General features: G+C 43.6%; 22 protein-coding genes. 14 read left to right on the top strand and 8 right to left on the bottom strand.

Annotated elements, in window-relative coordinates; translation table 11 throughout:
* Positions 1-121 precede the first annotated feature (121 nt).
* Positions 122-967 carry a 16S rRNA (cytidine(1402)-2'-O)-methyltransferase gene (gene rsmI / locus ISG33_RS16715; RefSeq protein WP_195734840.1) on the top strand — a complete coding sequence of 282 codons (846 nt, stop codon included), beginning with the start codon at positions 122-124 and terminating at the stop codon, positions 965-967.
* Positions 968-995: 28 nt separating this feature from the next.
* Here rsmI and ISG33_RS16710 read toward each other — a convergent pair whose 3' ends face one another.
* Positions 996-3,077, bottom strand: coding sequence for a putative bifunctional diguanylate cyclase/phosphodiesterase (locus ISG33_RS16710; protein ID WP_195734791.1), 2,082 nt, complete (start codon positions 3,075-3,077; stop codon positions 996-998).
* 232 nt (positions 3,078-3,309) lie between these two features.
* On the bottom strand, positions 3,310-3,774 hold the full coding sequence (argR, locus tag ISG33_RS16705) for a transcriptional regulator ArgR (protein ID WP_195734790.1): 465 nt from the start codon (positions 3,772-3,774) through the stop codon (positions 3,310-3,312).
* Positions 3,775-3,996: 222 nt separating this feature from the next.
* On the opposite strand from argR, the gene mdh reads away from it, so the two are divergent.
* Complete coding sequence (mdh, locus tag ISG33_RS16700) at positions 3,997-4,935, top strand: malate dehydrogenase (RefSeq protein WP_195734789.1); 939 nt, start codon at positions 3,997-3,999, stop codon at positions 4,933-4,935.
* 129 nt (positions 4,936-5,064) lie between these two features.
* On the opposite strand, the gene ppc is transcribed toward mdh, so the two are convergent.
* Positions 5,065-7,674: a phosphoenolpyruvate carboxylase gene (gene ppc, locus ISG33_RS16695; RefSeq protein WP_195734788.1), complete on the bottom strand. Its 2,610-nt coding sequence runs from the start codon at positions 7,672-7,674 to the stop codon at positions 5,065-5,067.
* A gap of 201 nt (positions 7,675-7,875) precedes the next feature.
* Here ppc and bamJ point away from each other — a divergent pair, with 201 nt between their 5' ends.
* Both bamJ and ISG33_RS16685 read left to right on the top strand, forming a co-directional pair.
* The gene (gene bamJ, locus ISG33_RS16690; RefSeq protein ID WP_195734787.1) at positions 7,876-8,496 is read left to right on the top strand and encodes a BamJ family beta-barrel-assembly machinery protein; all 621 of its coding nucleotides are present in this window, start codon (positions 7,876-7,878) and stop codon (positions 8,494-8,496) included.
* 188 nt (positions 8,497-8,684) lie between these two features.
* Positions 8,685-10,211, top strand: a complete 1,527-nt coding sequence (locus ISG33_RS16685; RefSeq protein WP_195734786.1) for a bifunctional GNAT family N-acetyltransferase/carbon-nitrogen hydrolase family protein — start codon at positions 8,685-8,687, stop codon at positions 10,209-10,211.
* A gap of 7 nt (positions 10,212-10,218) precedes the next feature.
* Here the strand turns inward: ISG33_RS16685 and ISG33_RS16680 are convergent, their stop codons facing one another.
* Positions 10,219-11,076, bottom strand: a complete 858-nt coding sequence (locus ISG33_RS16680; protein WP_195734785.1) for a LysR family transcriptional regulator — start codon at positions 11,074-11,076, stop codon at positions 10,219-10,221.
* A 92-nt stretch (positions 11,077-11,168) separates the two neighbouring features.
* On the bottom strand, positions 11,169-11,369 hold the full coding sequence (locus ISG33_RS16675) for a hypothetical protein (protein ID WP_195734784.1): 201 nt from the start codon (positions 11,367-11,369) through the stop codon (positions 11,169-11,171).
* Between the two features lie 232 nt (positions 11,370-11,601).
* On the opposite strand from ISG33_RS16675, the gene ISG33_RS16670 reads away from it, so the two are divergent.
* A complete protein-coding gene (locus tag ISG33_RS16670; protein ID WP_195734783.1) occupies positions 11,602-11,964 on the top strand; it encodes a MaoP family protein in 363 nt (120 codons plus the stop codon).
* On the opposite strand, the gene ISG33_RS16665 is transcribed toward ISG33_RS16670, so the two are convergent.
* Positions 11,961-12,404: a DUF2177 family protein gene (locus ISG33_RS16665; protein WP_195734782.1), complete on the bottom strand. Its 444-nt coding sequence runs from the start codon at positions 12,402-12,404 to the stop codon at positions 11,961-11,963. The two genes, ISG33_RS16670 and ISG33_RS16665, sit on opposite strands and share 4 nt — an antisense overlap.
* A 7-nt stretch (positions 12,405-12,411) precedes the next feature.
* On the bottom strand, positions 12,412-12,903 hold the full coding sequence (locus tag ISG33_RS16660; RefSeq protein ID WP_195734781.1) for a MarR family winged helix-turn-helix transcriptional regulator: 492 nt from the start codon (positions 12,901-12,903) through the stop codon (positions 12,412-12,414).
* Between the two features lie 522 nt (positions 12,904-13,425).
* Here ISG33_RS16660 and proB point away from each other — a divergent pair.
* Positions 13,426-14,532 carry a glutamate 5-kinase gene (gene proB / locus ISG33_RS16655; protein ID WP_195734780.1) on the top strand — a complete coding sequence of 369 codons (1,107 nt, stop codon included), beginning with the start codon at positions 13,426-13,428 and terminating at the stop codon, positions 14,530-14,532.
* Positions 14,529-15,776: a glutamate-5-semialdehyde dehydrogenase gene (locus ISG33_RS16650; RefSeq protein WP_195734779.1), complete on the top strand. Its 1,248-nt coding sequence runs from the start codon at positions 14,529-14,531 to the stop codon at positions 15,774-15,776. Before proB ends, ISG33_RS16650 begins: the two co-directional genes overlap by 4 nt.
* Positions 15,777-15,924: 148 nt before the next feature.
* On the opposite strand, the gene ISG33_RS16645 is transcribed toward ISG33_RS16650, so the two are convergent.
* On the bottom strand, positions 15,925-17,037 hold the full coding sequence (locus ISG33_RS16645; protein WP_195734778.1) for a Gfo/Idh/MocA family protein: 1,113 nt from the start codon (positions 17,035-17,037) through the stop codon (positions 15,925-15,927).
* 217 nt (positions 17,038-17,254) lie between these two features.
* On the opposite strand from ISG33_RS16645, the gene ISG33_RS16640 reads away from it, so the two are divergent.
* The 7 genes from ISG33_RS16640 (at position 17,255) to ISG33_RS16610 (ending at position 25,417) form a co-directional block, all read left to right on the top strand.
* Positions 17,255-17,815 (top strand): TRAP transporter small permease subunit, encoded by a 561-nt coding sequence (locus tag ISG33_RS16640; protein WP_195734777.1) that lies wholly within the window; start codon positions 17,255-17,257, stop codon positions 17,813-17,815.
* Complete coding sequence (locus ISG33_RS16635) at positions 17,815-19,191, top strand: TRAP transporter large permease (protein WP_195734776.1); 1,377 nt, start codon at positions 17,815-17,817, stop codon at positions 19,189-19,191. Before ISG33_RS16640 ends, ISG33_RS16635 begins: the two co-directional genes overlap by 1 nt.
* 24 nt (positions 19,192-19,215) lie before the next feature.
* Entirely contained in the window at positions 19,216-20,313 is a 1,098-nt protein-coding gene (locus ISG33_RS16630) for a TRAP transporter substrate-binding protein (RefSeq protein ID WP_195734839.1), read from the top strand.
* Positions 20,314-20,441: 128 nt separating this feature from the next.
* The gene (fabV, locus tag ISG33_RS16625; protein ID WP_195734775.1) at positions 20,442-21,635 is read left to right on the top strand and encodes an enoyl-ACP reductase FabV; all 1,194 of its coding nucleotides are present in this window, start codon (positions 20,442-20,444) and stop codon (positions 21,633-21,635) included.
* A gap of 457 nt (positions 21,636-22,092) precedes the next feature.
* Positions 22,093-23,433 carry a Na(+)-translocating NADH-quinone reductase subunit A gene (locus tag ISG33_RS16620; protein WP_195734774.1) on the top strand — a complete coding sequence of 447 codons (1,341 nt, stop codon included), beginning with the start codon at positions 22,093-22,095 and terminating at the stop codon, positions 23,431-23,433.
* Positions 23,434-23,436: 3 nt separating this feature from the next.
* Positions 23,437-24,648: an NADH:ubiquinone reductase (Na(+)-transporting) subunit B gene (locus ISG33_RS16615; RefSeq protein ID WP_195734773.1), complete on the top strand. Its 1,212-nt coding sequence runs from the start codon at positions 23,437-23,439 to the stop codon at positions 24,646-24,648.
* Positions 24,638-25,417 carry a Na(+)-translocating NADH-quinone reductase subunit C gene (locus ISG33_RS16610; protein ID WP_195734772.1) on the top strand — a complete coding sequence of 260 codons (780 nt, stop codon included), beginning with the start codon at positions 24,638-24,640 and terminating at the stop codon, positions 25,415-25,417. Before ISG33_RS16615 ends, ISG33_RS16610 begins: the two co-directional genes overlap by 11 nt.
* The last annotated feature ends 4 nt before the right edge of the window (positions 25,418-25,421 follow it).

The following is a 25,421-nucleotide window of genomic DNA, read 5'->3' as shown; positions in this document are numbered from 1 at the left end:
AAAGTCGGTGTAGAATAGTACTGAATGGCATACACATCGACTGTAAAAAATAGGAATAAATCAAATAATGTCTGAAGGTCAACGCATGACTAGCTCATATGAAGATGAAGCGCGCTCTCAAATGAGTATGAGTGGTACACTTTTCATAGTGCCCACGCCAATAGGTAACTTATCCGACATCAGCAGTCGAGCTCTACAGATCCTTAATGATGTTGATATTATTGCTGCAGAGGACACGAGGCACTCAGGGCGGCTTTTATCGCATTATGCGATTCAAACCGCAACCCTGTCGCTGCATGATCACAACGAAAGTGCACGTGCTCAACAGCTCATTGAAAAGTTGAAGCAGGGTAAGTCTATTGCTTTGATTTCTGATGCTGGAACACCACTGATTAGTGATCCGGGCTACGTTTTTGTTAGGGAGTGTCGACTTGCTAAGCTGCATGTTGTGGCCCTACCGGGACCGTGTGCATTAACAACAGCCTTAAGCGCTTCAGGCTTACCTACAGACCGTTTTACCTTTCGCGGCTTTTTACCAATAAAGCAAATGGCAAAAGGTGATATTCTTCAAAGCCTTTCAAATAGTGGAACGACAACCATCTTTTATGAAGCGCCGCGTCGCATACGAGATACTATCGAAGCATGTAGCAAGTACTTACAAACGAATCATCAGATAGTGCTTGCAAAAGAGCTGACAAAAACCTTCGAAACTTTTAAATATGGTTGTGCTGATGAAATCTTAGCATGGCTAGACGCTGATCCAGTGCATCAAAAAGGGGAATTTGTGATCATGATATATTGCCCCAACAACTTACAAAAAGGGGATGTATCACCCGAGGCTATCGCTTTGTTAAAGAGTTTAGCTGAAGAATTACCTCTCAAAAAGGCCGCAGCCATTACCGCTAAGCATTATGGCTTGAAGAAGAATACTCTATATAACCTAGGTTTAGACTTAAAGGGCGATTAAGCTTTGCAATACTTAGTTTGTGAGCCCATTAGTTATCGCTATCAATAGCGCTAGGGTCAGCTAATAAGTCTTGATTTCTAAGCCCTCGGGTGAGATCTGTCAGTGAAAGAGGCTCAGAATATAAATAGCCTTGGATCAAATCGCAGCCTGCACCCTCTAGAAAATAAAATTGGTCGAGGTTTTCAACGCCTTCAGCGGTAATTTTAAGGTCGTATTCATTCGCGATGTTAATAATTGAACGGATCAGCGTTTCACCTTTTTTCGTGAAGTTCATGTTGTTCGTTTCTATCAGCAAATCGGTAAAACTCTTATCTATTTTTAATCCGTTGATTGGATAGCTAATAAGCTGATTGAGTGCAGTATAACCCGTGCCAAAATTATCCAAGACAATTGAGATACCCATGTCACTCAACTCATTGAGTGACGAAATGGATGCCTTTTGATGACTTTCAAACGCGGTTTCGGTTATCTCTAATGCGAACCAATCAGCTTTGATATTATGCTTTTGCATTTGTGATATGACGGTTTGACTGAAGCCTTTGTCTTGCAGGTCAATCGTTGATACGTTGATGCAAAAACATAAGCCAAGTTGTTCAACGATATCTCTATTTTTATCGATAACGGAAAAGGTTGTTTTCATTACCCAAGCGTCTAGTAACTGAATAAGACCAAATTCCTCTGCTATCGGAACGAACTCTCTGGGGCCAAGATGTGTTAATTCTTCAGAGCGAGTTCGTAGCAATACTTCTACATTTTTGACTTGGCGACTTTCAATGTCGAAAATCGGCATGTATTGTAAGTCGAGTAGGTCGTTTTCGATGGCTTCTCGTATCGCTCTGGCGATTTCTCTGCGGTTTTCGGCCTCTTTTTCTACCTCGGCATTGTAAATTTTGTATCTATTTTTACCTCTTACTTTCGCGTAATACATGGCCATGTCGGCCTTATCGGATAAGTCAGCAGTGTCGCTAGAGACAACATCGTTTGACGCTATACCCATACTGATTGATATAGTTAATTCGGCATTATCGAGTACTACAGGCTGTTCTAATTCTTTGTAGAGAAGCTTTGCAAGTTGAGTTGCTTGCGTTTCGCTATAGTTTGCTGCGTAAATGACAAATTCATCACCCGAGAGTCGACTAAAAATGCAGTGCTTAGCAGAAGCTTTTTTCATCGTACTTTTTACCGCTTTACAGAAACTAGTAAGAATGATGTCGCCGGCACTATGGCCGTAAGTGTCATTTACTTTTTTAAAATCATCTATGTCGATGTAGAACATCGTTAGCGGCACCGGGCGATTTGCTGAGGCGCTTAAACTGTCTATCCACTCTTGCAGCCCGTTTCGATTTGGGATGCCAGTGAGATGATCTCTTGTTGCTCGCTCGTGCAATAGGATGCGGTTGCGAGCTACCAGTAAAACAATGATAGAAAGCCAAAGGGCGGCAACGAGGCTGAGAAGTTGGGTAATGTTTATCGCTTCTCCGAAGAACTTGATAGAGCTGACTTCAATAATATAAGTACCGTCAATGCTCATGTCGTTATTAATGAGGTCAAAGGCGACAATGTTGGTGAAGTCAAGTTGAGCGTCTTCAAATTCAACACCAAATTCACGAACCCACCAACTTTCAACCTGAAAATAACTTAGGGGGATTTTTTGACTTACACTACCGCTGCTGTCTTTGAGGACGACACTATTATATTTGTGTGAGTCCGGTTGGTCTCGTAAAGAATAAGCCTCATTGTTATTTCGGAGCGAGAATTTCACTTTCGACACCTCGAGGGGGTTTTCTGTCGAAAAGGTTAACAATAGGCTGTCGTAGCTGCTGAGGTCTATGCCATTACCGTAGCTTTTTTCGATAATAAAACTAGCGCCGCAAACGTCGTACTTGCCAGCGGCCACGACTTCGCAGGTTGTCCTTGCTCTTTGGTTGTCAAAAGTTTCTGAGTGCTGGGCATCGCCATTGACTGCGCGAACAGCATATTGAGGGAAGTTGTCTTCGAGTAATTCAAGCTCGGTGGCAAATAAACCCAAGGAAAAGGCTGTGATTAGTAATAAGGACAGAGCAAATAACAGGGCAATAAGTTTGTTAATTAGCTTTGGTTTATTTTTCATAAGACTCTTACGTGGCTGAATGCGTCATCCACCGGTTTCAGGTGCGAGACTCATCTACCTTGAATTTGATTCGAGTTACCTTTATCGACCATACCAAGTGTTTTTTGAATGTAAAGTAGCGACATAAACAAAACGTATTTTAATAAATAACTAATAATGAAAATGAAGTCTTACCGCGCAGTGATAGATATTAGGCAATGCTCGATAGATGGATAGGAAAATCAAAGTAGCACTACACGCTTTCAAATAGGTCTTCAACTCTTTGACGAAGTTCTTCGATCTGTGTGATGTCGGCGGGTGCAATGAAGATGGTATCATCACCAGCGATTGTACCTAGCACACCATCGGTGTGGCTAAGCGAGTCAAGTAGCCGAGCAATAAGCTGAGCGGCTCCTGGACTCGTTCTTATAATTACCATCACATTATTGTGCACGATGTCTAAAACCAATTGTTTTAGCGGACTTTTTGCCGTTGGCATACCTAGCTCTGGCGGCAGGCAATAGACCATATCTCCGCGCGCATTGCGCGTGCGTACAGCGCCGAATTTACTTAACATACGCGACACTTTTGACTGACTTATATTGTCAAAGCCGTTGTCTTTGAGTGCGTTGACAATTTCACCCTGCGAGCCATAGCTTTCGGTTTTCAGTAGCTCTTTAAATGATTTTACGAGGGCGTCTTGCTTAGCATTCGACATTAATTAATCCGTAATAAAGAAATTTTTGTATATTTTGCATCACAGCTAGGGATTTCGCAAACGAATGACTCAATTAGCTGTGATCAAAATGTTAACCACGTAAAATAACTGTGAACCTAAACTAATTTCGTCTATATAAGACCATACGATGATTGAGATTTAGGCGTATTTACATTAAGGTGTCGTGCGAAAATTACAGGTTTTTTTAATCAGGAGATTCTTATGAAGGTTGCTGTATTAGGTGCCGCTGGTGGTATTGGTCAAGCGTTATCGTTATTACTTAAAACTCAATTGCCAGCGGGTTCAGCGCTTGCGTTGTACGACGTAGCGCCGGTCGTTCCGGGTGTCGCAGTTGATTTAAGCCATATCCCAACGGATGTAGATGTTACAGGTCATGGAAAAGATGATTTGGCAGAAGCACTTACCGGCTGCGATATTGTTCTTATCCCAGCAGGCGTTCCAAGAAAGCCAGGTATGGACCGTTCGGACCTTTTCAATATCAATGCCGGTATTGTTAAAAACTTGATTGAAGCTGTTGCTGATAATTGTCCTCAAGCATGCGTTGGTGTGATCACTAACCCAGTGAATACAACTGTTGCTATAGCGGCTGAAACGCTCAAAGCAAAAGGCGTTTACGATAAAAACAAATTGTTCGGTGTGACTACCTTGGATGTTATCCGAGCTGAAACATTTGTGGCTAACCTTAAAGGTTTGAACACAACAGATGTGCACGTTCCGGTTATTGGTGGCCACTCGGGAACAACTATTCTTCCTCTTCTTTCACAGGTTGAAGGTGTGTCTTTCAGTGATGAAGAAGTGGCGAGCCTAACAACTCGCATTCAAAATGCAGGAACGGAAGTGGTTGAAGCAAAAGCGGGTGGTGGTTCAGCTACTTTATCAATGGGGCAGGCGGCAGCTCGTTTTTGTTTGTCACTCGTTGCTGCAATGAAAGGCGAGGCGGTTGTTGAATATACTTACGTACAAGTAGATGACTCTGATGATGCCGCTTTCTTCGCTCACCCAGTGCGCTTAGGCGTAAATGGCGTAGAAGAGATTCTACCGTATGGTGATCTGAGCGCCTTTGAAGAAAAAGCGAAAAATGACATGCTTGAAGGTTTGCGTGGCGATATCAAGCTTGGTGTTGATTTCGTAAATAGCTAGTTCTATGAGCGCTTAAGCGCGTTGCTTTAAAAGCAAAAATGCTAAAATTTGCAAGCTAAAAATAAAAAAACGCTTCTCTCTGTATGAGGAAGCGTTTTTTTGTCACTAAAGTTGCCTATATTTCAGGTCTTAACCGGTGTTTCTCAGTCCTATAGCTATGCCTGTAATAGTAACCATCATGGCCATTTCTAAGGTCGCAATGTCATTGTCACTATATTCCGACGTACCTTCCTTGCGAATTCTGTCTAACAGCTCGATTTGCAGATAGTGCAAAGGCTCTAAGTAGCCGCCGCGTATATCCATTGAAAGCCTGCCATGGGGGTCGTCTTCCATCATGTCGGTGTGATCCAATATGCGCAAAATCGAAGCGATACTCTCTTTCAACTCAGCTCGTAAACCTTCACCGAAATGTTTTAGGTTTTCAGGAACAAGACGTGCATCGTAAGCTGCGCTAATGTGCGGTTCAGCCTTTTTGAACACCATATCCAGCATCGATAAACGCGAGTTGAAGAAAGGCCAATTGTCTATCATGTCTTTCACAAGTGCATCGTTACCGTCGTTCTTGACCGACTCAACTGCCTTCATCACACCTAGCCAAGAGGGCAATACCATGCGAGTTTGTGCCCATGCAAAAATCCATGGTATGGCGCGTAAGCTCTCTATTCCGCCTTGAGGGTTTCGTTTTGCTGGTCGGCTACCTAGGGGCAACTTACCTAGTTCTTGCTCAGGTGTTGCGACTCGGAAATACGGCACAAACTCTGGATCGGTGCGCACAACACCTCGGTAATTATCGCGTGCTAAGGCAGCCATTTTAGTAATTGTTTCGCGCCATTCGCTTTTTGGCGCGGGCGGCGGTGACAACATCGCTTCTACGACGGCTGCGGCGTATATAGACAAACTGCGCTTGGCTAACTGCGGCATACCGAATTTGTAGCGGATTGTTTCGCCCTGCTCGGTTACTCGAAAACCACCGCTGAGTGAGCCTGGAGGTTGTGAATGAATGGCTGCTTTGGCCGGTAAGCCACCACGGCCGATAGTACCACCTCGACCGTGGAACAAGGTAAGCGTTACATCTTTATCGTCAGCCAGCGCCACTAAGGCTTCTTGGCTTTCATACTGAGCCCAGCCAGCAGCTAATGAACCGGCATCTTTGGCTGAATCAGAGTAGCCTATCATGACGTATTGTCGCCCAGAGATGTAACCACGATACCAGTCAATATCGAGCAGATTGCGCATCACTTTTGGAGAATTGTTAAGGTCGTCGAGGGTTTCGAATAAAGGAGCAACTGGCATTGGCCAATCAACGCCACATTCTTTCAAGAGTAACTGCACGGCAAGCACGTCAGATGCTTCGCTTGCCATTGAAATGATGTAAATACCAAAGCCTTCTTTACTGTGGCGAGAAATGACTCGGCAAGTATCAATGACTTCTTGTACATCTTCACTTGGCTCCCATTTTGCGGGGATCAATGGGCGTTTTGAACTAAGCTCTCTGAGTAAGAAGGCTTGCTTATCTTCCTCATTCCATTGTCCGTAATCACCAATACCAAGATAACGGGTCAATTCACTGAAAACATCCGCATGACGCTCTGAATCTTGTCTGACGTCTAGTTTAAGTAGATGCACTCCAAAGCTGTGAACTCGTCGGATAGTGTCTTTGAGGGCAGCTTCAGCAATAACACTCATGCCACACTTGTGTAGAGAGTTGTAACAAGCCATTAAGGGCTTTAATAATTCTTCATCGCTAGAAACCCATTCCTCGATGGGAATTTTACCATCTCTGGTGAGCTCAAGTTTTTCGCGCACGCTCTTAAGAGCTGCACGATAAGGTTCTTTAGTATCGCCCACTAGTTCACGCAATTCCGGGCTACAATCATTCATTGATAATTCAATGTATAAATTGTCGAGGTCGAGTGAAAACAACTTTGCGGCGCGTCGACGAGCTCTTTTTAATACTTCTTCTGTGACTTTGGACGTAACAAAAGGGTTACCGTCTCTGTCCCCACCCATCCATGAACTAAATTGCACGGTGTTAGCATTAAGCGGCAACTCTATATCAAATTGATTCTGTAAGTATTCATCGAGCTCTCGGAGGAATTCTGGTACGGCCTCCCAAAGCGAGGTTTCGATAACGGAAAATCCCCAGCGAGCTTCATCAACTGGAGTAGGGCGAACCGAGCGTATTTCTTCGGTGTGCCAGGCCTGACTAATTAAGCCTGCAATACGCGTTTTAATTCGTTTTTCATCGTGAGCACTTAAGTCAGACGCATGCAGTTCCTGGAGTTGCGCCGCCAGTTGACGATGCTTGTGAATTAAAGTGCGGCGAGTAACTTCGGTGGGGTGAGCAGTAAGCACTAAATCAATATTGAGGTTTTTTACCGCCTCAAGTACTTTTTCTTTATCGGCACCTAGTGCTTTTATTTTCTCTAATGAAACGGCTAGAGACTCGTCGCGTTGTGTTGCACTGTTGTATTCTTGCTCGGCAATATTTGCAAGATTTAAAAATTGTGCAAAGGCACGGCCAATAGATAAAAGAGATGGATTATCAAGTGACGAGAATAACGCGGTCAAACGAGTTGTGCTCTCTTCTTCGCCAGCATAAGAGTCACGTCCATCTTGTCTGATTTGCTCTATTTTTTGCAACCATTCGCTGCCTAACTCAGCTTCAATTGTTTCCCCAAGTGTTGCGCCTAAGTAACGTACAGTATCCTTCAGTTGTGCGTTGAGCGAATCATTCATATTTTGCTTTTTCCTCGAAAAAATAGACCTAGTAACACGATATACATGATTCAGCCTAAAGTCTAATTTCAAGCCTTATATCATAATGCTAATGCTCATAAGGACACATGTAAAACGGTGAGGATATATGCTAAGCTACGCCACCAGTTTTGGAGTATCTAAGCTCCAAACCCTTTTTTAACTTAAGATTTTGGAGACCACGTGTCAGATAAATACTCAACAGTAGAAGCACAGGCAAGTTACGGTATTGGTTATCAAATGGGTGAGCAGTTAGCTTCAAACCCATTCGACGGCCTTGATGTGGAAACGGTACTTACCGGTTTAACCGACGGTTTCAGCCGCATAGAGCCACAAGTTGATAGCAACGATCTTCGTGCTGCTTTCACTGAGATTCATGAGCGTATGCAAGCCGCTAAGCAAGAGCAATTTGCTGGTGCAGTTGAAGAAGGCGCTAAGTTTTTAGAAGACAATGCTAAACGTGAAGAGGTTGTTACGACTGATTCAGGTCTTCAATACGAAATTCTCACGGCGGGTAATGGTGATAAGCCATCAGCTGCATCGACAGTTCGCACACATTACCATGGCACATTAATCAACGGTGACGTTTTCGATAGTTCTTATGACCGTGGTCAACCGGCTGAGTTTCCTGTAGGTGGCGTGATCAAAGGTTGGACCGAAGCACTTCAAATGATGCCTGTTGGCTCAAAGTGGCGTTTGTATGTTCCTCACGACCTAGCTTATGGTGAACAAGGTGCCGGTGGTGCGATTGGTCCATACTCAACTCTTGTGTTTGACGTAGAGCTTCTTGATATCGTTGCGTAGTCGATAGTGTCACTAAGTTAACTAGCACTTCTTCATCGAATTGATGATGAAACGAAAGCCGCATTTTATTGCGGCTTTTTTGTTTTTAATCTATCTTAGCGTTTTCGACGAAAAGCGACTGTGAGTAACAGTTAGACACCTTGCAACTACATAAGTAACCATACATTTCTTCTAGGGGTACATACACTATGCACAACGAGCTGCATCTTAACGTTAGGAATTTAGAGAGTAGCGATTATCCTCAATTAAAGGTATTGATGGATAAGGTGTATGTTGATATTGGTGGCGCATGGTCTGAATTTACCATCAAGGGTTTGATTGAGGACTTTGCTGAGGGCCAAATTGTCATCGTTGATCGCGACAAAGTGATTGGTGCCGCATTAACCGTTCAAGTTGATTATGACCGCTTTAGTAATCCACATACCTACGACGATCTAATTGGTCACCGCGAAGCGATACACAATAATCCGAATGGCGATGCGCTCTATGGTCTCGACTTACTAATAGATCCTGAGTATAGGGGATATCGCCTTGGCAGGCGTTTATATGAAGCTAGAAAGGAGTTGTGTAAAAAAGCGAATTTGAAAGCGATTCTTGCCGGCGGGCGCATTCCTGGTTACCAAGCTCAAGCTGACAAAATATCGGCAAGTGAATACTTGCAGGCTGTAGCACGCCGAGAACTTTACGACCCCATCCTTACTTTTCAGTTATCAAATGATTTTCAGGTAAAACGCTTACTTCATAAATACCTGCCAGAAGACGAGAAGTCATTAGGTTACGCAACCTTATTAGAGTGGAATAATTATCTGTACGAGTCTTCAGAAACAGTCATTGATAGTCGTAAAGCCATTGTAAGGGTGGGAGCGGTTCAATGGATGATGAGGGAGGTTGAGTCAGTAGACGATGTGCTTCAACAGGTTGAGTATTTTATCGACGCCTTATCGAGTTACAAAAGCGATTTTGCGGTGTTTCCAGAGTTTTTCAATGCCTCATTAATGGGTCTGTGCCCCGATCAAAGCCAACAAGTTGAAGCTATTCGATTCTTGGCAAGTTTCACTGAACGTTTCAGAATTGAAATGTCGAAGCTGGCGGTGAGTTACAACATTAACGTGATCACAGGCTCCTTGCCCCTTTTAGTGGGCGATGAAGTATATAACGCCAGCTACTTGTGCCGAAGAGACGGTACCGTGGAATGCCAATACAAAATACATATTACTCCACATGAGCGTCGAGATTGGGTTATTCGAGGTGGTAATGAAATAAGCGTATTTGAAACGGATGCCGGTAGAGTGGGTATCTTAATATGTTACGACATCGAATTTCCTGAGCTTTCTAGGCTCATGTCTGAAAAGGATTTGGACATCATTTTCGTACCATTTTGGACTGATACTAAAAATGGCTACCTTAGAGTCAGACACTGCGCTCAAGCCAGAGCAATCGAAAATGAGTGTTATGTGGTTATTTGTGGAAGCTGCGGAAACTTACCATCGGTTGAAAATCTCGATGTTCAGTATGCGCAGTCGGCGGTTTTTTCGCCTTCAGATTTCGCCTTTCCTCACGATGCAATAGTCAGCGAGACAACCGCGAACACCGAGATGATCATGTTTTCTGATCTCGACCTAGATAAACTCAAGCATGTGAGAAGCGAAGGCTCTGTTAATAATCTCAAAGACCGCCGCACTGAGCTTTATACTTTGAAATGGAATTCTCAGTAACTGTTTCTCACGATGAAAATTCATCGTTTTGCATAAACTGAATAAGCTCTTCGATTCCCGTGTTATTTACTTTCTTTAGTTTATGGAGGTATACCACTGCCTTTATATTGAGCTTATCAGGACTTTGCTTAAAGCTTTGCATAGTGTTGCGCAGGCGCTGGTCAATATGTTCATGATTAGCGCTTGGGAGAATCAAGCGGCATGCGCGTTGACTCGCTATTGAGGTTGCAACATCAATTGATGACGTTCTAAATCGCGCTTTTCTTAATTCAGGTAAGCGCTCATATATATCGTCGTTGATATGGCTCGCCCATTCTACATTTATGTCTTGTAATTCTTGGCTATCAGCCGCGTCGGTTGAGCTTGACTCAAACACACTTAACGGGAACTCGAGTAATGGAATATCTACAATGTCATCAGCTTTCAGTTTATTGGTTGACAATGCAAAGTCGATACGATGTTCGTGAAGATGTCGAGTAAGTTGCTCACTTGATGACACTTCATGCCTAAAGCTCATCTGTGAAAAACTCGACAATAAAGTGGGCAACATTGATGACATGAACAAAGCGAAAGCGTTTTGCGTTGAGGCGCAGCTCACGTGCTGACATTCCTCCTCGGCTAAGAGTTTTCTTGCGTCGGTTAAAGTATCTGCAAGACGACGAGCAAAAGGGAGTAACTTTTCACCGGCAGGCGTAATTTGGATACTGTTTCGGTGCCGAATGAAGAGTACGGTGTTGAAGTATTCTTCTAATAGTTTAATGCGAGCACTTACTGCAGACTGCGTTAAAAACAAGTTGTCGGCAGCTCTTCCAAAATGGCGAGTTTCTGCTACTTCTAAAAATGTGGTTAAAAATCTGACGTCCATAAAAAAACCAGTAAACATTTTTACTGGTTTATAAACATTTTTTGCGTAAAGCGCAATCAGTTCAGCGACTTAATTAGCTAATCTTTACTCGCTTAGAATTGGCTAAGAGAATTCTCAATGCTTCCCTTAGCCCTTACCTCGGTAAGGCACTTACTTGCTCTCTTTTTCTGGGCAATGTGTGCTTTGGTTTTTTTTGCAGTCAAACCTGCCTTCCCCTTTTGTTTTAACATCGTGGGATATTCATCATCGTCGTAATCGTGCTCATCTTTTTGAAAGCGAAAGTCTTTGCTCATCGTTTTGTTACTTAGTTAAGTTTAACACTGCCGTATTAAATGCGAGCTAAATGTGGCTGTAAAGCAAATAAATGTGACCGTGAAGACAAAAATAAATGATGGCATCTAGTCTGACATACAGGGCTATCGTAAAACTTTATGGATAAGACAAAAATATTTTGTTGTTACTCAGCGTGTTTTTCATTTAAAAGTCAGTTTCAACATTATTTTGCGTTATGTATGAGGTAGCATCATGATTTCTACAAATATCAGAGTAGGTAGTAAAGCCTTTAGAGATGATAAACGCTTTCCCTACGGCTTTGCTAAGTCCGGCGATTTTAGTATAGCGGAGGCTAATGCCCTCAGCACCTTCGGTGCTACTCTTGCGGGCTTGGAAGATGGGAGCTTGTTGCCTGAGACCGACGAAGAGCGTCACTTTGTTAGCGTAGTAAATGGCTTCGAAGAGGTAAGCAATGGGATAGAAAAAGCCTGGATGAAATACATTCGCTTGGCGCGTCAGCGCAGAAACTTTTTCTCGGTACATAGCACTGCAGCAAGCGCCTTACTTGATGGTGACGACGATTATGCTCAGGATGACGACTCACTAGCCCCTTAAATCTTGTCTACTGCTTTGGGCTTTCTAAATTGAAAGCCCAGCCACCCAGCAGTAGCGGATGACGCAGTTAAGAATATTCCCCAGCTCCAATCGACTAGCATTATTTTGAGTGTGAATCCTTCAAGAATACTATAATTGGTGAGATTGTAGGCGCCGTAACTTGCTAAACCTAAAAGCGCACCGTCGATGCTTGCATAAAACCAAGGCTTGTCACGATTAGCGACAACTGCTAACACAAAGGTAACGAAACCATACATGAGGTAAAAAATTAGCCACGGCCACCGGATAAAATCCTCTCGAAGCATGCCTTTCATTTCGGTTTGATAAGTGTCAACTGAAAACCACCCCAACCAAAATGCGTCAAGCAGTGCAAACGTAATAAAAACCGCAATTAAAGACAGGCCGATGTTAGTTGCATATTTTTTTATATTATTGATCATGTTTACCTCAGTCTGAACTTGGGTTTTCAGGCGTTTGTATTGCTCCGACTTCTAACATAGGAGCTGCATCAAGCTCTTCAGCGTCCATCATCAGCGCTACACGTTGCATTGTTGCAACAAGTTGTGTCTGCTCCCACTCTTCTAATTTTTCGAAGCGATCGATGAAATGCTCTTGCAGAGGTTTAGGAGCGCTCTCAAGCACGTCTTGGCCTACCGATGTTAGGTGAACGGCCACTTTTCGCTTATCGACGGTTGAACGCTCTCGAACTACAAATTGTTTAGACTCTAAGCGGTCTAAAATTGTGGTGACGGTTGCAGAGCTAAGATTGATGCTACTGGCAATATCTTTGACCATTGCACCATCATGCTGATTGATTTCTTGCATGACGAGCAGTTGCGGACTAGTTAGGCCCGAGTCTTTGCTTAGCTTCTTTGAATAAAGATCGATGGCCCTAATCACTTTGCGCAATGATACCAATAATTCTTCATACTTTTCCAAAGCTTACACTCCAATTAGCTAGCTATTTATAAGGTGCTGCGAACACTCAAGCTTTCGCATCAGTCTGTATTTATGATCACTCAATGGGCAGAGTAAGGCTCTAGGCAAAAATAAGTGATATATGTTATTACGTTGAACTCTATCAAAAAATATCGCTAAACGCTATGCCTGTTTATGAGCTACATAGCTGATGACGACAGACACTCAAGGGTCATTTTAATCCATGGTTAATGCCATTATGAGCATAGTTGTATGCTCGATATATGGATGTTTATTAGAATTTGGGTTGTTCTCAATGCATTTGATCTCTAGTGTTTTTCTTGACATTGGTATTTTTTACGGCAAAAAGTAGTGCTTACTTGCTTTCATAATAGGTTTTGATCAATAATATAGTTAGATGTCTAATTAATTGAGTTGAATGTAAGTGGCTTAAGCATATTCTTGGCTGGGCAGTGAATATAAGTCTACATTTCCTGCGTTTGCATACGCAATGTTTTATAATTCTTCAAGGTAAGATAGTAAATGAATATTTCAAGTTGGAAGCGTATCGTTATTAAAGTCGGTAGCGCTCTTATAGCGCCCAAGCAGAACGGATGTAGTAGTCGCTATTTGCTTGGTATTGCACAATTTATTGTGCGCTGCAAAAGTATGGGTATTGAGGTGGTTTTAGTATCGTCAGGCAGCGTTGCCGCAGGGTCACATCTTTTTGATGACAAAAAAGAAGTGAATATGGCGATGAAAAAGGCAATGGCGGCTGCAGGACAAATGGAAATGATGGCTACCTGGGACAAACTCTTTGACTTCCCAACTGCGCAAATACTGGTTACGCATGGCGATCTTCGCGATCGTGAGCGTTACGTGAGTATCAAAGAGACTATTTTGGCATTATTGAAAAATGACATTTTGCCAGTGCTAAACGAAAACGACACGGTTACCACCGATAAACTAAAGGTAGGGGATAACGACAACCTGTCTGCAATGATTGCAGCCGCAGCAGACGCCGATACCTTAATTATATGCTCTGACGTAGATGGCTTGTACGATAGTAACCCGCATGAAAACCCAGATGCGAAACTGATAGCCAAGGTGAATCATATCGATGCCAGTATTTTTTCGATGGCAGGCGGTGCATCCAGCGCTGTAGGAACAGGTGGAATGAAGACAAAAGTTCAAGCTGCGCAAAAAGCAGTGGCGCATGGCATAGATACTTTTTTAATCAATGGATTTACTGAGCAGTCATTTAATGCGTTAATATCGGGGAAAAATCCAGGGACGCATTTCCCGTCTAGTCAGCAACCCATGAAAGAGCATTTGCATTGGATGACCCACACGTCAACAGCTCAGGGGGAAGTGGTTGTTGATAACGGCTTTAATGCTGGGCTGGAGGACGATAGCGACCAATTAACTAGCGACGAAATTGTTGAGGTAAATGGTGATTTCTCGGTTGGTGATACCATTTTGGTGCGTAAGGACGACGGCACGCGATTAGCAAAAGCAAAGTCTAACTACAGTAGTTGCTTGCTTAGTTTCATCGCCGAACAAGACGATAAAAGCTTCGCCAGTAAGCTTCAAAATACAACTGGCCCTATAATATCTGAAAATAACATCGCCGTACTGGAGGAAAAATGAGTTTAATTAAAACACTATCGAAGAAAGCAGCCGAAGCTGCGCGAGTCCTCAGCGTCGTTGATGAAGCACAAAAAAACGCAGTTTTGTTGGATATGGCTAAGGCTTTACGCGCGAATTCAAATGCCATTGTTACAGCAAATAAAGCAGACTTAGTAGCTGCCAACGAAAACGGCTTAGGTGCTGCAATGATAGACCGCTTAACCTTGGACGAAGAGCGCATTGAAGCAATGGCGGAAGGCTTAGATACGGTCGCTTCCTTGCAAGATCCTGTTGGTATAGAGCGAGAGATTAGCACGCGGCCCAACGGCTTGAAGATAAAAAAAATGCGTGTGCCTTTAGGCGTTGTGTGTATGATTTATGAGGCCCGTCCAAACGTGACCGCGGATGCGGCAGGACTTTGCTTTAAGTCTGGTAACGCAGCCATACTTCGCGGTGGTAAAGAAGCACTCACTACCAGTAAATTCATTGCCGGGCTTATGCATACTGTATTGGAAGCTCATAATTTACCAAAAGAACTTATTTCCGTCGTGCCAGACCCAGACCGTGCCTTAATGCAAGAATTAATGGAGCAGAAAGAGTATATCGACGTAATCATTCCTCGCGGTGGAGAAGGGCTAATTAACTACGTTACTGAAAATAGTAAGGTGCCAGTAATTCAGCATTTTAAAGGAGTGTGTCACCTTTATGTCGATAAAGATGCTGATTTGGAAACCGCCCTTAACCTATTGGTAAATGGCAAAACTCAACGAACCGGCGTGTGTAATGCGCTAGAGGGCTTAATTGTTCATAAAGAAATAGCCTCTGAATTTTTATCAATCGCAGGCCCAGTATTACAGGAACATTCTGTTGTAATAAACACCTGTAAGAAAGGTGCAGCTTATTTCAATGATGCCAAGGTGATAGCTGATGACGAATTTGGTGAGGAGTATCTTGATTTAGAAATAGCGATAAAAATTGTTGATGATGCCGATGAGGCTATACAACATATTGCTCGCTTCGGAAGTAATCATACTGAAGTCATCTGCACAAGAGATGATGTTTTAGCCAAACGATTCCAGCGTTCTGTTGATGCATCTGTCGTAATGGTAAATGCAAGCTCTCGCTTTTCCGACGGCAGCCAACTCGGTCTAGGTGCCGAGATCGGTATTGCAACTACTAAGTTGCATGCTTATGGCCCTATGGGATTGGAGTCACTGACCACTGAAAAATACTTAGTTGAGGGGAGCGGACAAGTTCGCGCCTAGCCTAAGCTCGCGTCTAGCCTAAGCCCGCGTGTAGCCCAAGCTTGCGACTAGAGAGCGCTGCACACACAATACTGCACGCAATAATCTGCGTATAAACCATAATGGCGCAGGCGCTCATCTTGTTCACGATGACCGCGCCTGCGATTAATTACAGCACGATTCTCTTGTTTTTCGCCACTGACTCAAATGCTGCTTGTACGATGTGAATATCTTTTAGGCCCTCTTCTCCATTCACTAATATAGGCCCCTTACCAAGTATTGCCAGAGCGTCGTTGTCCATCTGAAGACTTTGCTGCATACCACGTATTGCAGTTAATATTTCTCCATCACTTGTTTTACCACTCACCCCGCTGTAGTTCGACATGGGTTCTAATTCGTACCAACCCTCGCTAGCCTTCACCCGTGCTAGATTATAATTTTTAACGACCGACGTGGCGCAATCTGCTGTAACACCGTTTGGAAACTCAAGGGTAAAATTAGTTGTTTCGTCTACTTCCTTGAATATGTGCGGGTGCGACTTGTCATGAGTTGCGGTTATGGCGATGGGTTCCATTGCTGACAAAAAGCGAGCGCCATTCACAGGATATACCCCCATATCGTACATCGCTCCGCCCCCCATTGCTTTTTGCATTCGCCAGTTATCTTGTGGGAAACCTTTTCCGGCGTAGCCAGCCCGAGTAATGATCGACTCAGTTTGGCCAAACTTTTTCTCAAGCGCATAGCTGTTTAGTTTTCGGGTGTTGGGTTCATGCTGCATTCTGTAACCGACAGTCAGTTGCACTTTATTTTTCCGGCAGACATTGATCATCTGTTGGCACTGGGCTACGGTCATCGCCATCGGTTTTTCACACCACACATGTTTGCCCGCATTGGCTCCAATTTCGGCATATTTTAAATGTAGGCTTGTAGGTACTACAACATATACAACATCAATATCAGGGTTATTGGCGAGCTCATGCATATTGTCGTAGGTATAAGTGTTTTTATCTGGAATGCTGTAAGCTTTTTGCCATTTTGGTATTTTTGACGGGCTGCCAGTAACAATTCCTTTTAGCTCACAGTATTTAGTTGCTTGCAGGGCTGGCGCTAGAATTGTCTCGCTGTAATTTCCCAAACCAACTAATGCTACTCCCACTTTTCGTTGCGAGGATGCCAGAGCGATGCCGTGTTGTCCCATGGAGGATAGCAGAATTCCCGCGCCTAAGGATTTGATGAAGTGACGACGGTCAAGTTTATTTTGACGATTTAGTGTGTTGGTCATTTTTGTATTACCTCGGCTTATTGCTTTGCACTATGAAACTTTCCCAAGAAATTAAGTGTGCCACCTTTTGATGGTTTTTACATATGATTAACAAAATAAGACCTTAAGTAATAGATAAAATGTGCAAAAAAGCATAAAAAAGGTGTAACGAAGCTAAATTTTCTGTGCAAGAATATGATGATAGGGTGTTGTTGGGTTAATCAGGCGAGGATAGGCCATGTCGTTAATGAAGGCTCTGTTGGTTGTGTCGACAGCGATCGATTTAGTTAACAAAAAGTTAGGCGAGTGGATCAGCTATTTTACCTTTCTCATGGCTTTGATCACATTTGTCGTTGTTATTTTGCGTTATGGTTTCAATATGGGCTGGATTGCGATGCAGGAATCTGTCACCTACCTTCACGCGGCCGTGTTTCTCTTGGGCAGTGCTTATACTTTGCAGCACGATGGGCATGTTCGTGTTGATGTGTTCTATCGTCGTTTTAATGCAAAACGCAAAGCAGTGGTAAATCTGATAGGCAGTCTATTTTTGCTTATCCCTGTAATGGCGTTTATAAGTATCGTTAGTTGGCACTATGTAGCCGAATCCTGGCAAACACTTGAAGGTTCTATGGAATCGGGTGGTCTGCCATTTCTCTATGTACTCAAATCATTTATTCTTGTTTTTTCACTCACCATGCTCTTGCAAGGTATCTCCGAAGTCATAAAGCAGGTACTCGTATTGGTAGGCATTAATTCCAATAAGGCTGAACTCAACGCAAGCCAGGATGAGGCAAACTAATGGAAATATTGTCTCTTGTCTTATTCTTAGTTGTTTGCATTTTCTTACTGGTTGGTTATCCGGTGGCGCTCACCTTGGCCGGCGTGTCTTTATTATTTGCTTGGCTTGGCATTCTCTTTGGTGCATTTGATGCAAGTTACTTATTGGCAACGCCCAGTCGTCTTTTTGGGATTGTGAACAATCAAACGCTCATTGCCGTGCCATTGTTTGTTTTTATGGGAGTGGTACTTGAACGATCAAAAATCGCAGAGGACCTCCTTATTGCTATGTCGGGTTTGTTAGGGCGCTTTAAGACTGGTCTTGGAGTGTCTGTCATTCTTGTAGGTATGTTACTAGCGGCTAGTACAGGCATAGTGGGTGCTACAGTAGTGACAATGGGGTTATTATCATTGCCCACTATGCTCAAACGAGGCTATTCGCCTGAGTTAGCGACTGGGACCATATGCGCGACAGGTACGCTCGGGCAAATTATTCCCCCCTCTATCGCTTTGGTATTATTAGGGGATGTGCTGTCGAGTGCCTATCAAAAAGCGCAACTCGATATGGGTATTTTCTCACCTGAAAGTGTTTCTGTAGGTGATTTATTTGTGGGGGCGTTAATTCCCGGCCTCGTCTTAGTTGTACTTTACTTACTGTATTTGTGGGGTGTGAGCAAATTCAGTCCATCTCAAGTGCCTAAGCATGGACAGCTAAGTGAACATGCCAAGTTATCTGGTTTACTCAAGGCATTGTTACCGCCACTTATTCTTATTGTGGCTGTATTAGGGTCGATACTCTCGGGTAAAGCAACGCCTACTGAGGCGGCCGGCGTGGGCGCGATAGGAGCGGTGTTACTCGCACTGATGAAGCGGCAGCTTAGTCTGAGTAATACAAAATACGTGGTGCGTGAAACGACTAAAGTGACTTGTATGGTGTTTCTGATACTCATAGGGGCTTCGGTTTTCTCCTTGGTATTTAGAGGTTTCGGTGGTGAAGAATTGCTGAATGACTTTTTCTCGGATTTACCGGGCGGGGCTTTCACCGCAATGCTGTTGGTAATGGTCGTTATCTTTTTATTGGGCTTTATATTAGATTTTATTGAAATTACTTTCGTGGTCGTACCTATCATTGCACCTATCTTGATTATGATGGGCATGGACCCAGTGTGGCTCGGCATTATGATTGCTGTTAATTTGCAAACGAGTTTCTTAACACCACCGTTTGGATTTGCGCTTTTCTATTTGCGTGGCGTAACACAAGACTCGGTTAAAACCGAGCAGATGTATAAGGGAGTAATTCCCTTTATAATCATACAACTCATTGTGTTAGTGCTGATGGCGATATGGCCAGAATTAATTACTTGGTTACCAAATTTGGTTTATGGCAATAGTGACTAATTATTGTACTTTTAAGGAGAAATGATGAAAAAGATCTTGGCTAGTCTATGCCTTGCAGTAAGTATGTTGGCGCTTTCATCTTGTGGTGGTAAATCTCAAGACAATTCAACTGACAATAACGCAGCTCCAGCAGAAAAAATAAAATGGAAGTTGGTGACCTCATGGCCAAAGAATTTTCCCGGTTTGGGCAAAGGGCCAGAAACTTTTGCAAATTATGTCAATGAAATGTCTGGCGGTCGCTTAGAAGTGCGTGTTTATGGTGCGGGTGAGCTTGTTCCTGGCTTTGAGGTTTTCGATGCAGTCTCTAGCGGAAGCGTACAAATGGGGCATGCTGGTGCTTATTATTGGAAGGGGAAAATGCCTGCGGCTCCTATATTTACGACTATCCCTTTTGGTATGAATGCCACAGAAATGAATGCTTGGTTGCACTATGGCGATGGTTTGAAGCTTTGGCGTGAGTTGTACGAGCCCTATGGTGTAATTCCCTTTGCAGGTGGTAGTTCAGGTACTCAGATGGCGGGTTGGTTTAAAAAGGAAATTAACAGCTTGGAAGATTTCCAAGGCTTGAAAATGCGAATTCCCGGTCTCGGTGGTGAGGTGTTCAAAGAAGTGGGGGGATTGCCAGTTACCCTAACCGGTGGTGAGTTATTCACAGCACTGCAAACCGGCGCAATAGACGCAACCGAGTGGGTCGGGCCATATAATGATTTAGCATTTGGCCTACACAAAGCGGCAAAATTTTACTATCACAGTGGATGGCACGAACCCGGCACTATGCTTGAATTCACAGTGAATAAGCAAGCCTATGAAGCTTTACCTCAAGACTTACAAAAGATCGTTGAAGTAGCTGCGCGTGCTGCAAATCAAGACATGCTAGATGAGTATACTGCTCGAAACCCAAATGCGATGAGGCAGTTACTTGAGGAGCATGGAATTGAGATGCGCCCCTTACCGAAAGACGTTATAGACGCTCTTAAAGTCGCTACTGCAAAAGTGATAAAAGAAAAACGTGCATCAGATGAAGACTTTGACCGAATTTATGCGTCTTATGATGCTTTCTATCAGGACGCGAAGGCTTACCATAAAATTTCGGAGCAAGAGTATTTCGACAATCGCGAGTAAGTTTTAGCTGCTCTGATTTGTTATTCGAGCACAAAGCATTAGAATGCGCGCCATTAGTCGATTTATCATTTTCTCGGTGTCCACATTATTGCGCGCTGCTTTATGCGTGCTAACAAAGGAAGTTATTTATGGTTATTAAGCCAAAAGTTCGAGGTTTTATTTGCACAAACGCCCACCCAGTAGGCTGTGCGAAAAGTGTAGAAAATCAAATTGCATACGTTAAATCACAAAATATTGCAGACAAAGCTGAGATAGGCGCACCAAAGAACGTGTTAGTAATTGGTTGCTCGACTGGCTATGGCCTAGCATCGAGAATTACATCAGCGTTCGGTTATGGCGCAAAAACGCTTGGTATTTGCTTTGAAAAGCAACCAACAGAAAGAAAAACAGGCACAGCTGGCTGGTACAACACCGCTGCTTTTCATGAACAGGCGAAGGCTGAAGGCCTTTATGCAGAATCGATGAACGGTGACGCCTTCTCTGATGAGATGAAAAAAGCGACTATCGAAAAAATCCAACAAGATTTGGGTAGCGTCGATCTCGTTATATACAGTCTTGCGTCACCAAGACGTACTGATCCAGATAGCGGCGAAACCTTTAAGTCGACGCTCAAGCCGGTGGGGCAAGCCTATACAACGAAAACCTACGATACCGACAAAGACAAAGTGCACGAAATTACACTTGAGCCAGCAAGCCAAGAGGAAATTGACCACACAGTGAAAGTGATGGGCGGTGAGGATTGGGAGCGTTGGTTAACAATGCTGGGTGATGCAGGTGTGTTGGCAGATAATGCCAAAACGACAGCTTACACATATATTGGTAAAGAGCTTACTTGGCCTATTTACGGTCAAGCAACGATAGGTCTAGCGAAAGAAGATTTAGATAGAGCGGCTAGCGCCATTGAAAGTAAGCTGGCTTCGCAGCATGTAAAAGCGAATGTAAGTTCATTGAAGGCTTTGGTGACGCAAGCAAGCTCGGCTATTCCTGTGATGCCACTTTACATCTCGTTAATTTATAAAGTAATGAAGGAAGAGGGTACGCATGAAGGTTGCATTGAGCAGATAGTAGGTCTATTTTCAGAACGGCTTTACGTGGCAAACCCACCAGTAGATGATATGAATAGGTTTCACATGGAAGGTAAAGAAACTAATGAGGCAACGCAAGCCAAAATCAAAGCTTTGTGGGACCAAGTGACGCAAGAAAATTTCCATCAATTGAGTGACTATGCGGGCTATAACAGAGAGTTCCTTAACTTATTCGGTTTCGAAATTAAGGATGTTGATTATGAGGCTGATATTAATCCGGTAGTTGAATGGTCCTAAATGTCGCGAAACTAGACTTATAAGTAAATATTTATACCTTAGGCCTTCAACGCAAGTGTTACATTGCGTTGCAAGGCGCTAAGTGGAAGATTTTGTTCACATTAGGGCGATATATTTAGCCGATTTAGCACTTTTGGCATAGCCTTTTTACCCTCATTAGTGCTAAAATCCGCCCGATCATTTACTAGGTGGAAGAAGAGAATGTCGTTTTCTTCATAAATTCCACAAAATGTAATGCACAAACACATAATAATAAAATAACCACGGATGTTCGTAGACCTTCTGATTTGCAGGCCTACCTTTGAACTTATGTGTCGTTTTATCGTTATAAGTGTGGTCGGTGCCTTACTTGCGTGTGAGTGGTAGCGCGCTAGAGGCAAATTTTAATCGGCTTTCAGGTAGACAAGCCGATAGGCTGATTAAAATTGGTATCTTAAATTAGAGTAGTCAATTACGTATGATAAAAATCAAGAAAGGCTTAGATCTTCCTATCGAAGGCGCCCCCGAGCAGAAAGTCCTAGACGGACCAGCTGTTACGAAGGTTGCAGTCCTTGGTGAAGAATATAATGGCATGCGGCCAACTATGCATGTTCAGGTTGGTGATACGGTCAAAAAAGGGCAATTGCTTTTTGAAGACAAAAAGAACCCGGGTGTTAAATTTACCGCTCCTGCAGCAGGTGAAGTCATTGAGATTAATCGCGGTGCAAGACGTGTCTTGCAATCGGTGGTTATCAGTATTAAAGGCGACGAGGCTGTCACCTTTGCTACCTTTGATGAAGCATCTCTAGCCTCTGCTGAGCGTGATACGATTGCTCAGTTGCTAGTCGATTCTGGTGCTTGGACAGCTATTCGTACCCGTCCATTTAGTAAAAACCCAGCGGTCGGTTCTAGTCCATCATCGATATTCGTATCAGCGATGGACACAAATCCACTTGCCGTTGACCCACAAATAGTCATTTCTGAACGCAAAGACGACTTTGCATTTGGTTTGAAAGTGCTTGGAAAGCTCACCGACGGTAAAGTATTTGTGTCTAAAGCACCGAATGCTGATATCCCTACTGGTGATGCAAGTGTTGATGTAAACGAGTTTGCCGGGCCCCATCCAGCGGGTTTAGTGGGAACGCATATTCATCATCTTGATCCCGTTGGTGCTAATAAATTTGTTTGGCATGTTGGCTATCAAGACGTCATCGCTTTCGGCGTCCTGTTCAAAACGGGCCAACTAGATACAACCAAAGTTATTTCACTTGCTGGTCCGGCGGCTAAGGCTCCTAAAATAATCAAAACTGTTCTGGGCGCTAGCATCGACGAGATATCAGCTGGTGAGACCATCGAGGGTCCAGTACGTGCGGTTTCTGGTTCTGTATTAAACGGCACTAATGCGAGCGGCCCTCATGCCTACCTAGGGCGCTATCACACTCAGGTATCCTTGCTTGTAGAAGATAAGGAAAAACGTTTGTTCGGTTGGATTATGCCTGGCTCAAATCAGCATTCTGTCACACGCGCCTATTTAGGGCACTTGTCTCCGAAAAAATTATTTAATATGACCACGCAGACCAACGGGTCTGACCGTTCAATGGTTCCTATTGGTAACTACGAGCGCATCATGCCGTTGGATATAATTCCAACGCTATTACTTCGTGACATCATTTCAGGTGATACCGAAGGTGCCGCCAGCTTGGGCGCATTGGAGCTTGATGAGGAAGATTTGTCATTATGTACCTACGTTTGCCCCGGCAAATATAACTACGGGCCAATCTTGAGAGAGTGTTTAACCAAGATAGAAGAAGAGGGTTAAGTCATGGGTTTAAAAGCATTAATTGAAAAAGTCGAACCTGATTTTGAACCAGGCGGCAAGTATGAAAAATTCTACGCCTTGTATGAAGCGGCAGCTACTATCTTCTACACACCAGGCAAAGTAAACAAAGCCAATACTCACGTTAAAGACAGTATTGACCTTAAACGCATCATGATCATGGTTTGGATGGCAACCTTCCCAGCTATGTTTTATGGTATGTACAACGTAGGTGTGCAGGCTCAGGACGCGATCATCGCTGGTGGAGCTATGTATGATGGTTGGCAAACTGCTTTATTTCAGTTTTTCGGTGGTAATTTAACAGCCGACTCTGGTGCACTGGGCATGATGTTCTACGGTGCATGCTTCTTCATTCCAATCTATGCCACTACCTTTGTTGTTGGTGGATTCTGGGAAGTATTATTTGCGTCGGTAAGAAAACATGAAGTTAACGAAGGTTTCTTTGTTACTTCGGTGTTGTTTGCTCTTACACTACCTGCAACTATTCCGCTATGGCAAGTAGCACTGGGTATCACTTTTGGTGTGGTTATCGCTAAGGAAATCTTTGGCGGTACGGGTCGAAACTTCCTTAATCCGGCACTTTCAGGCCGTGCTTTCCTATACTTCGCCTATCCTGCGCAAATTTCTGGTGACCAACCATGGATTGCCGCTGAATTAGCTGATGGCTACTCAGGTGCAACATGGTTAAGTAACGCCGCAAACGGCGAAATGGATTACACCGATATGGACCTTTGGATGAACTCGTTCTTGGGTAACATTCCAGGTTCTGTTGGTGAAGTGTCAAGCTTGATGATTATGCTTGGTGGCTTATTCATTATTTACTTAGGCATCGCCAGCTGGCGAATTGTGTTGGGTGTAGCGCTTGGCGTAACTTTCTTCAGCACCTTACTAAACTTCTTTGCTCCCGATGCAAGTTCGATTTACGCAATGCCTTTCTACTGGCACTTCGTAATAGGCGGTTTGGCATTTGGTATGTTTTTCATGGCAACCGATCCTGTGTCGGCTTCATTTACCAATCAAGGTAAATGGATGTATGGCTTCTTTATCGGTTTAATGACCGTGTTGGTTCGTGTTATTAACCCAGCTTTCCCTGAGGGGATTATGCTTGCGATATTGTTCGCTAATCTTTGGGCGCCACTGTTTGATTACTTCGTAGCGCAAAGCAACATTAAACGGAGGCTTGCACGTGTCGGCTAAAAAAGAAACTTTAGGAAAAACAATTCTAATCGTTGTTGCCGTTTGTCTGGCATGTTCAATTGTTGTGTCTGGTTCTGCTGTTGGTTTACGCTCTTTGCAGCAAACCAATGCTGCTCTCGACAGACAATCTAATATTCTTGCTGCTGCAGGTTTGTTAGGCGAAGCGAAAACTAAGCAAGAAATTGCAGACATTTATGAAGCGAAAGTCGAAGAACGTTTTGTCGACTTAGAAACGGGTGCTTATGTTGAGAACCCTGCAAAGGGCACGGGCAAAGCTTACGACATGTATGGTCGTGTATCTAAAGCGGCTGACACAAGTGTTGCTGTTGATGGAAGCCCTGCTGGTTTCTCGCGCAGAGCGAAAGTAGCAAGCGTATTCCACATTAAAGGCGAATCAGGAAATGTTGAGCGTTTAGTGCTTCCTGTTCACGGCAGTGGCTTATGGGACTTGATGTATGGCTTTCTTGCCTTGGATTCTGACGGTAAAACTATCCGTGAATTGATTTATTACCAACACAAAGAAACGCCAGGATTGGGTGGTGAGATTCAAAACCCAGATTGGCAGGAGCAGTGGGATGGTAAGAAACTTTTCGAAAATGGCGACGTCGCAATCGAAGTACGCAAAGGTGGAACCGAGGGCGACCAATACGCTGTTGATGCACTATCTGGTGCAACCTTAACCAGTAACGGTGTCGAAAATACATTGCAATACTGGGCAGGTAAAGACGGTTACGGTACATACCTTTCAAAGCAATCTTGGAAATCATAAGGCA

Source organism: Marinibium conchae (assembly GCF_015595035.1).
Taxonomy (GTDB): Bacteria; Pseudomonadota; Gammaproteobacteria; order Enterobacterales; family Alteromonadaceae; genus Glaciecola.
This window is presented reverse-complemented; position numbering and strand designations above follow the sequence as displayed.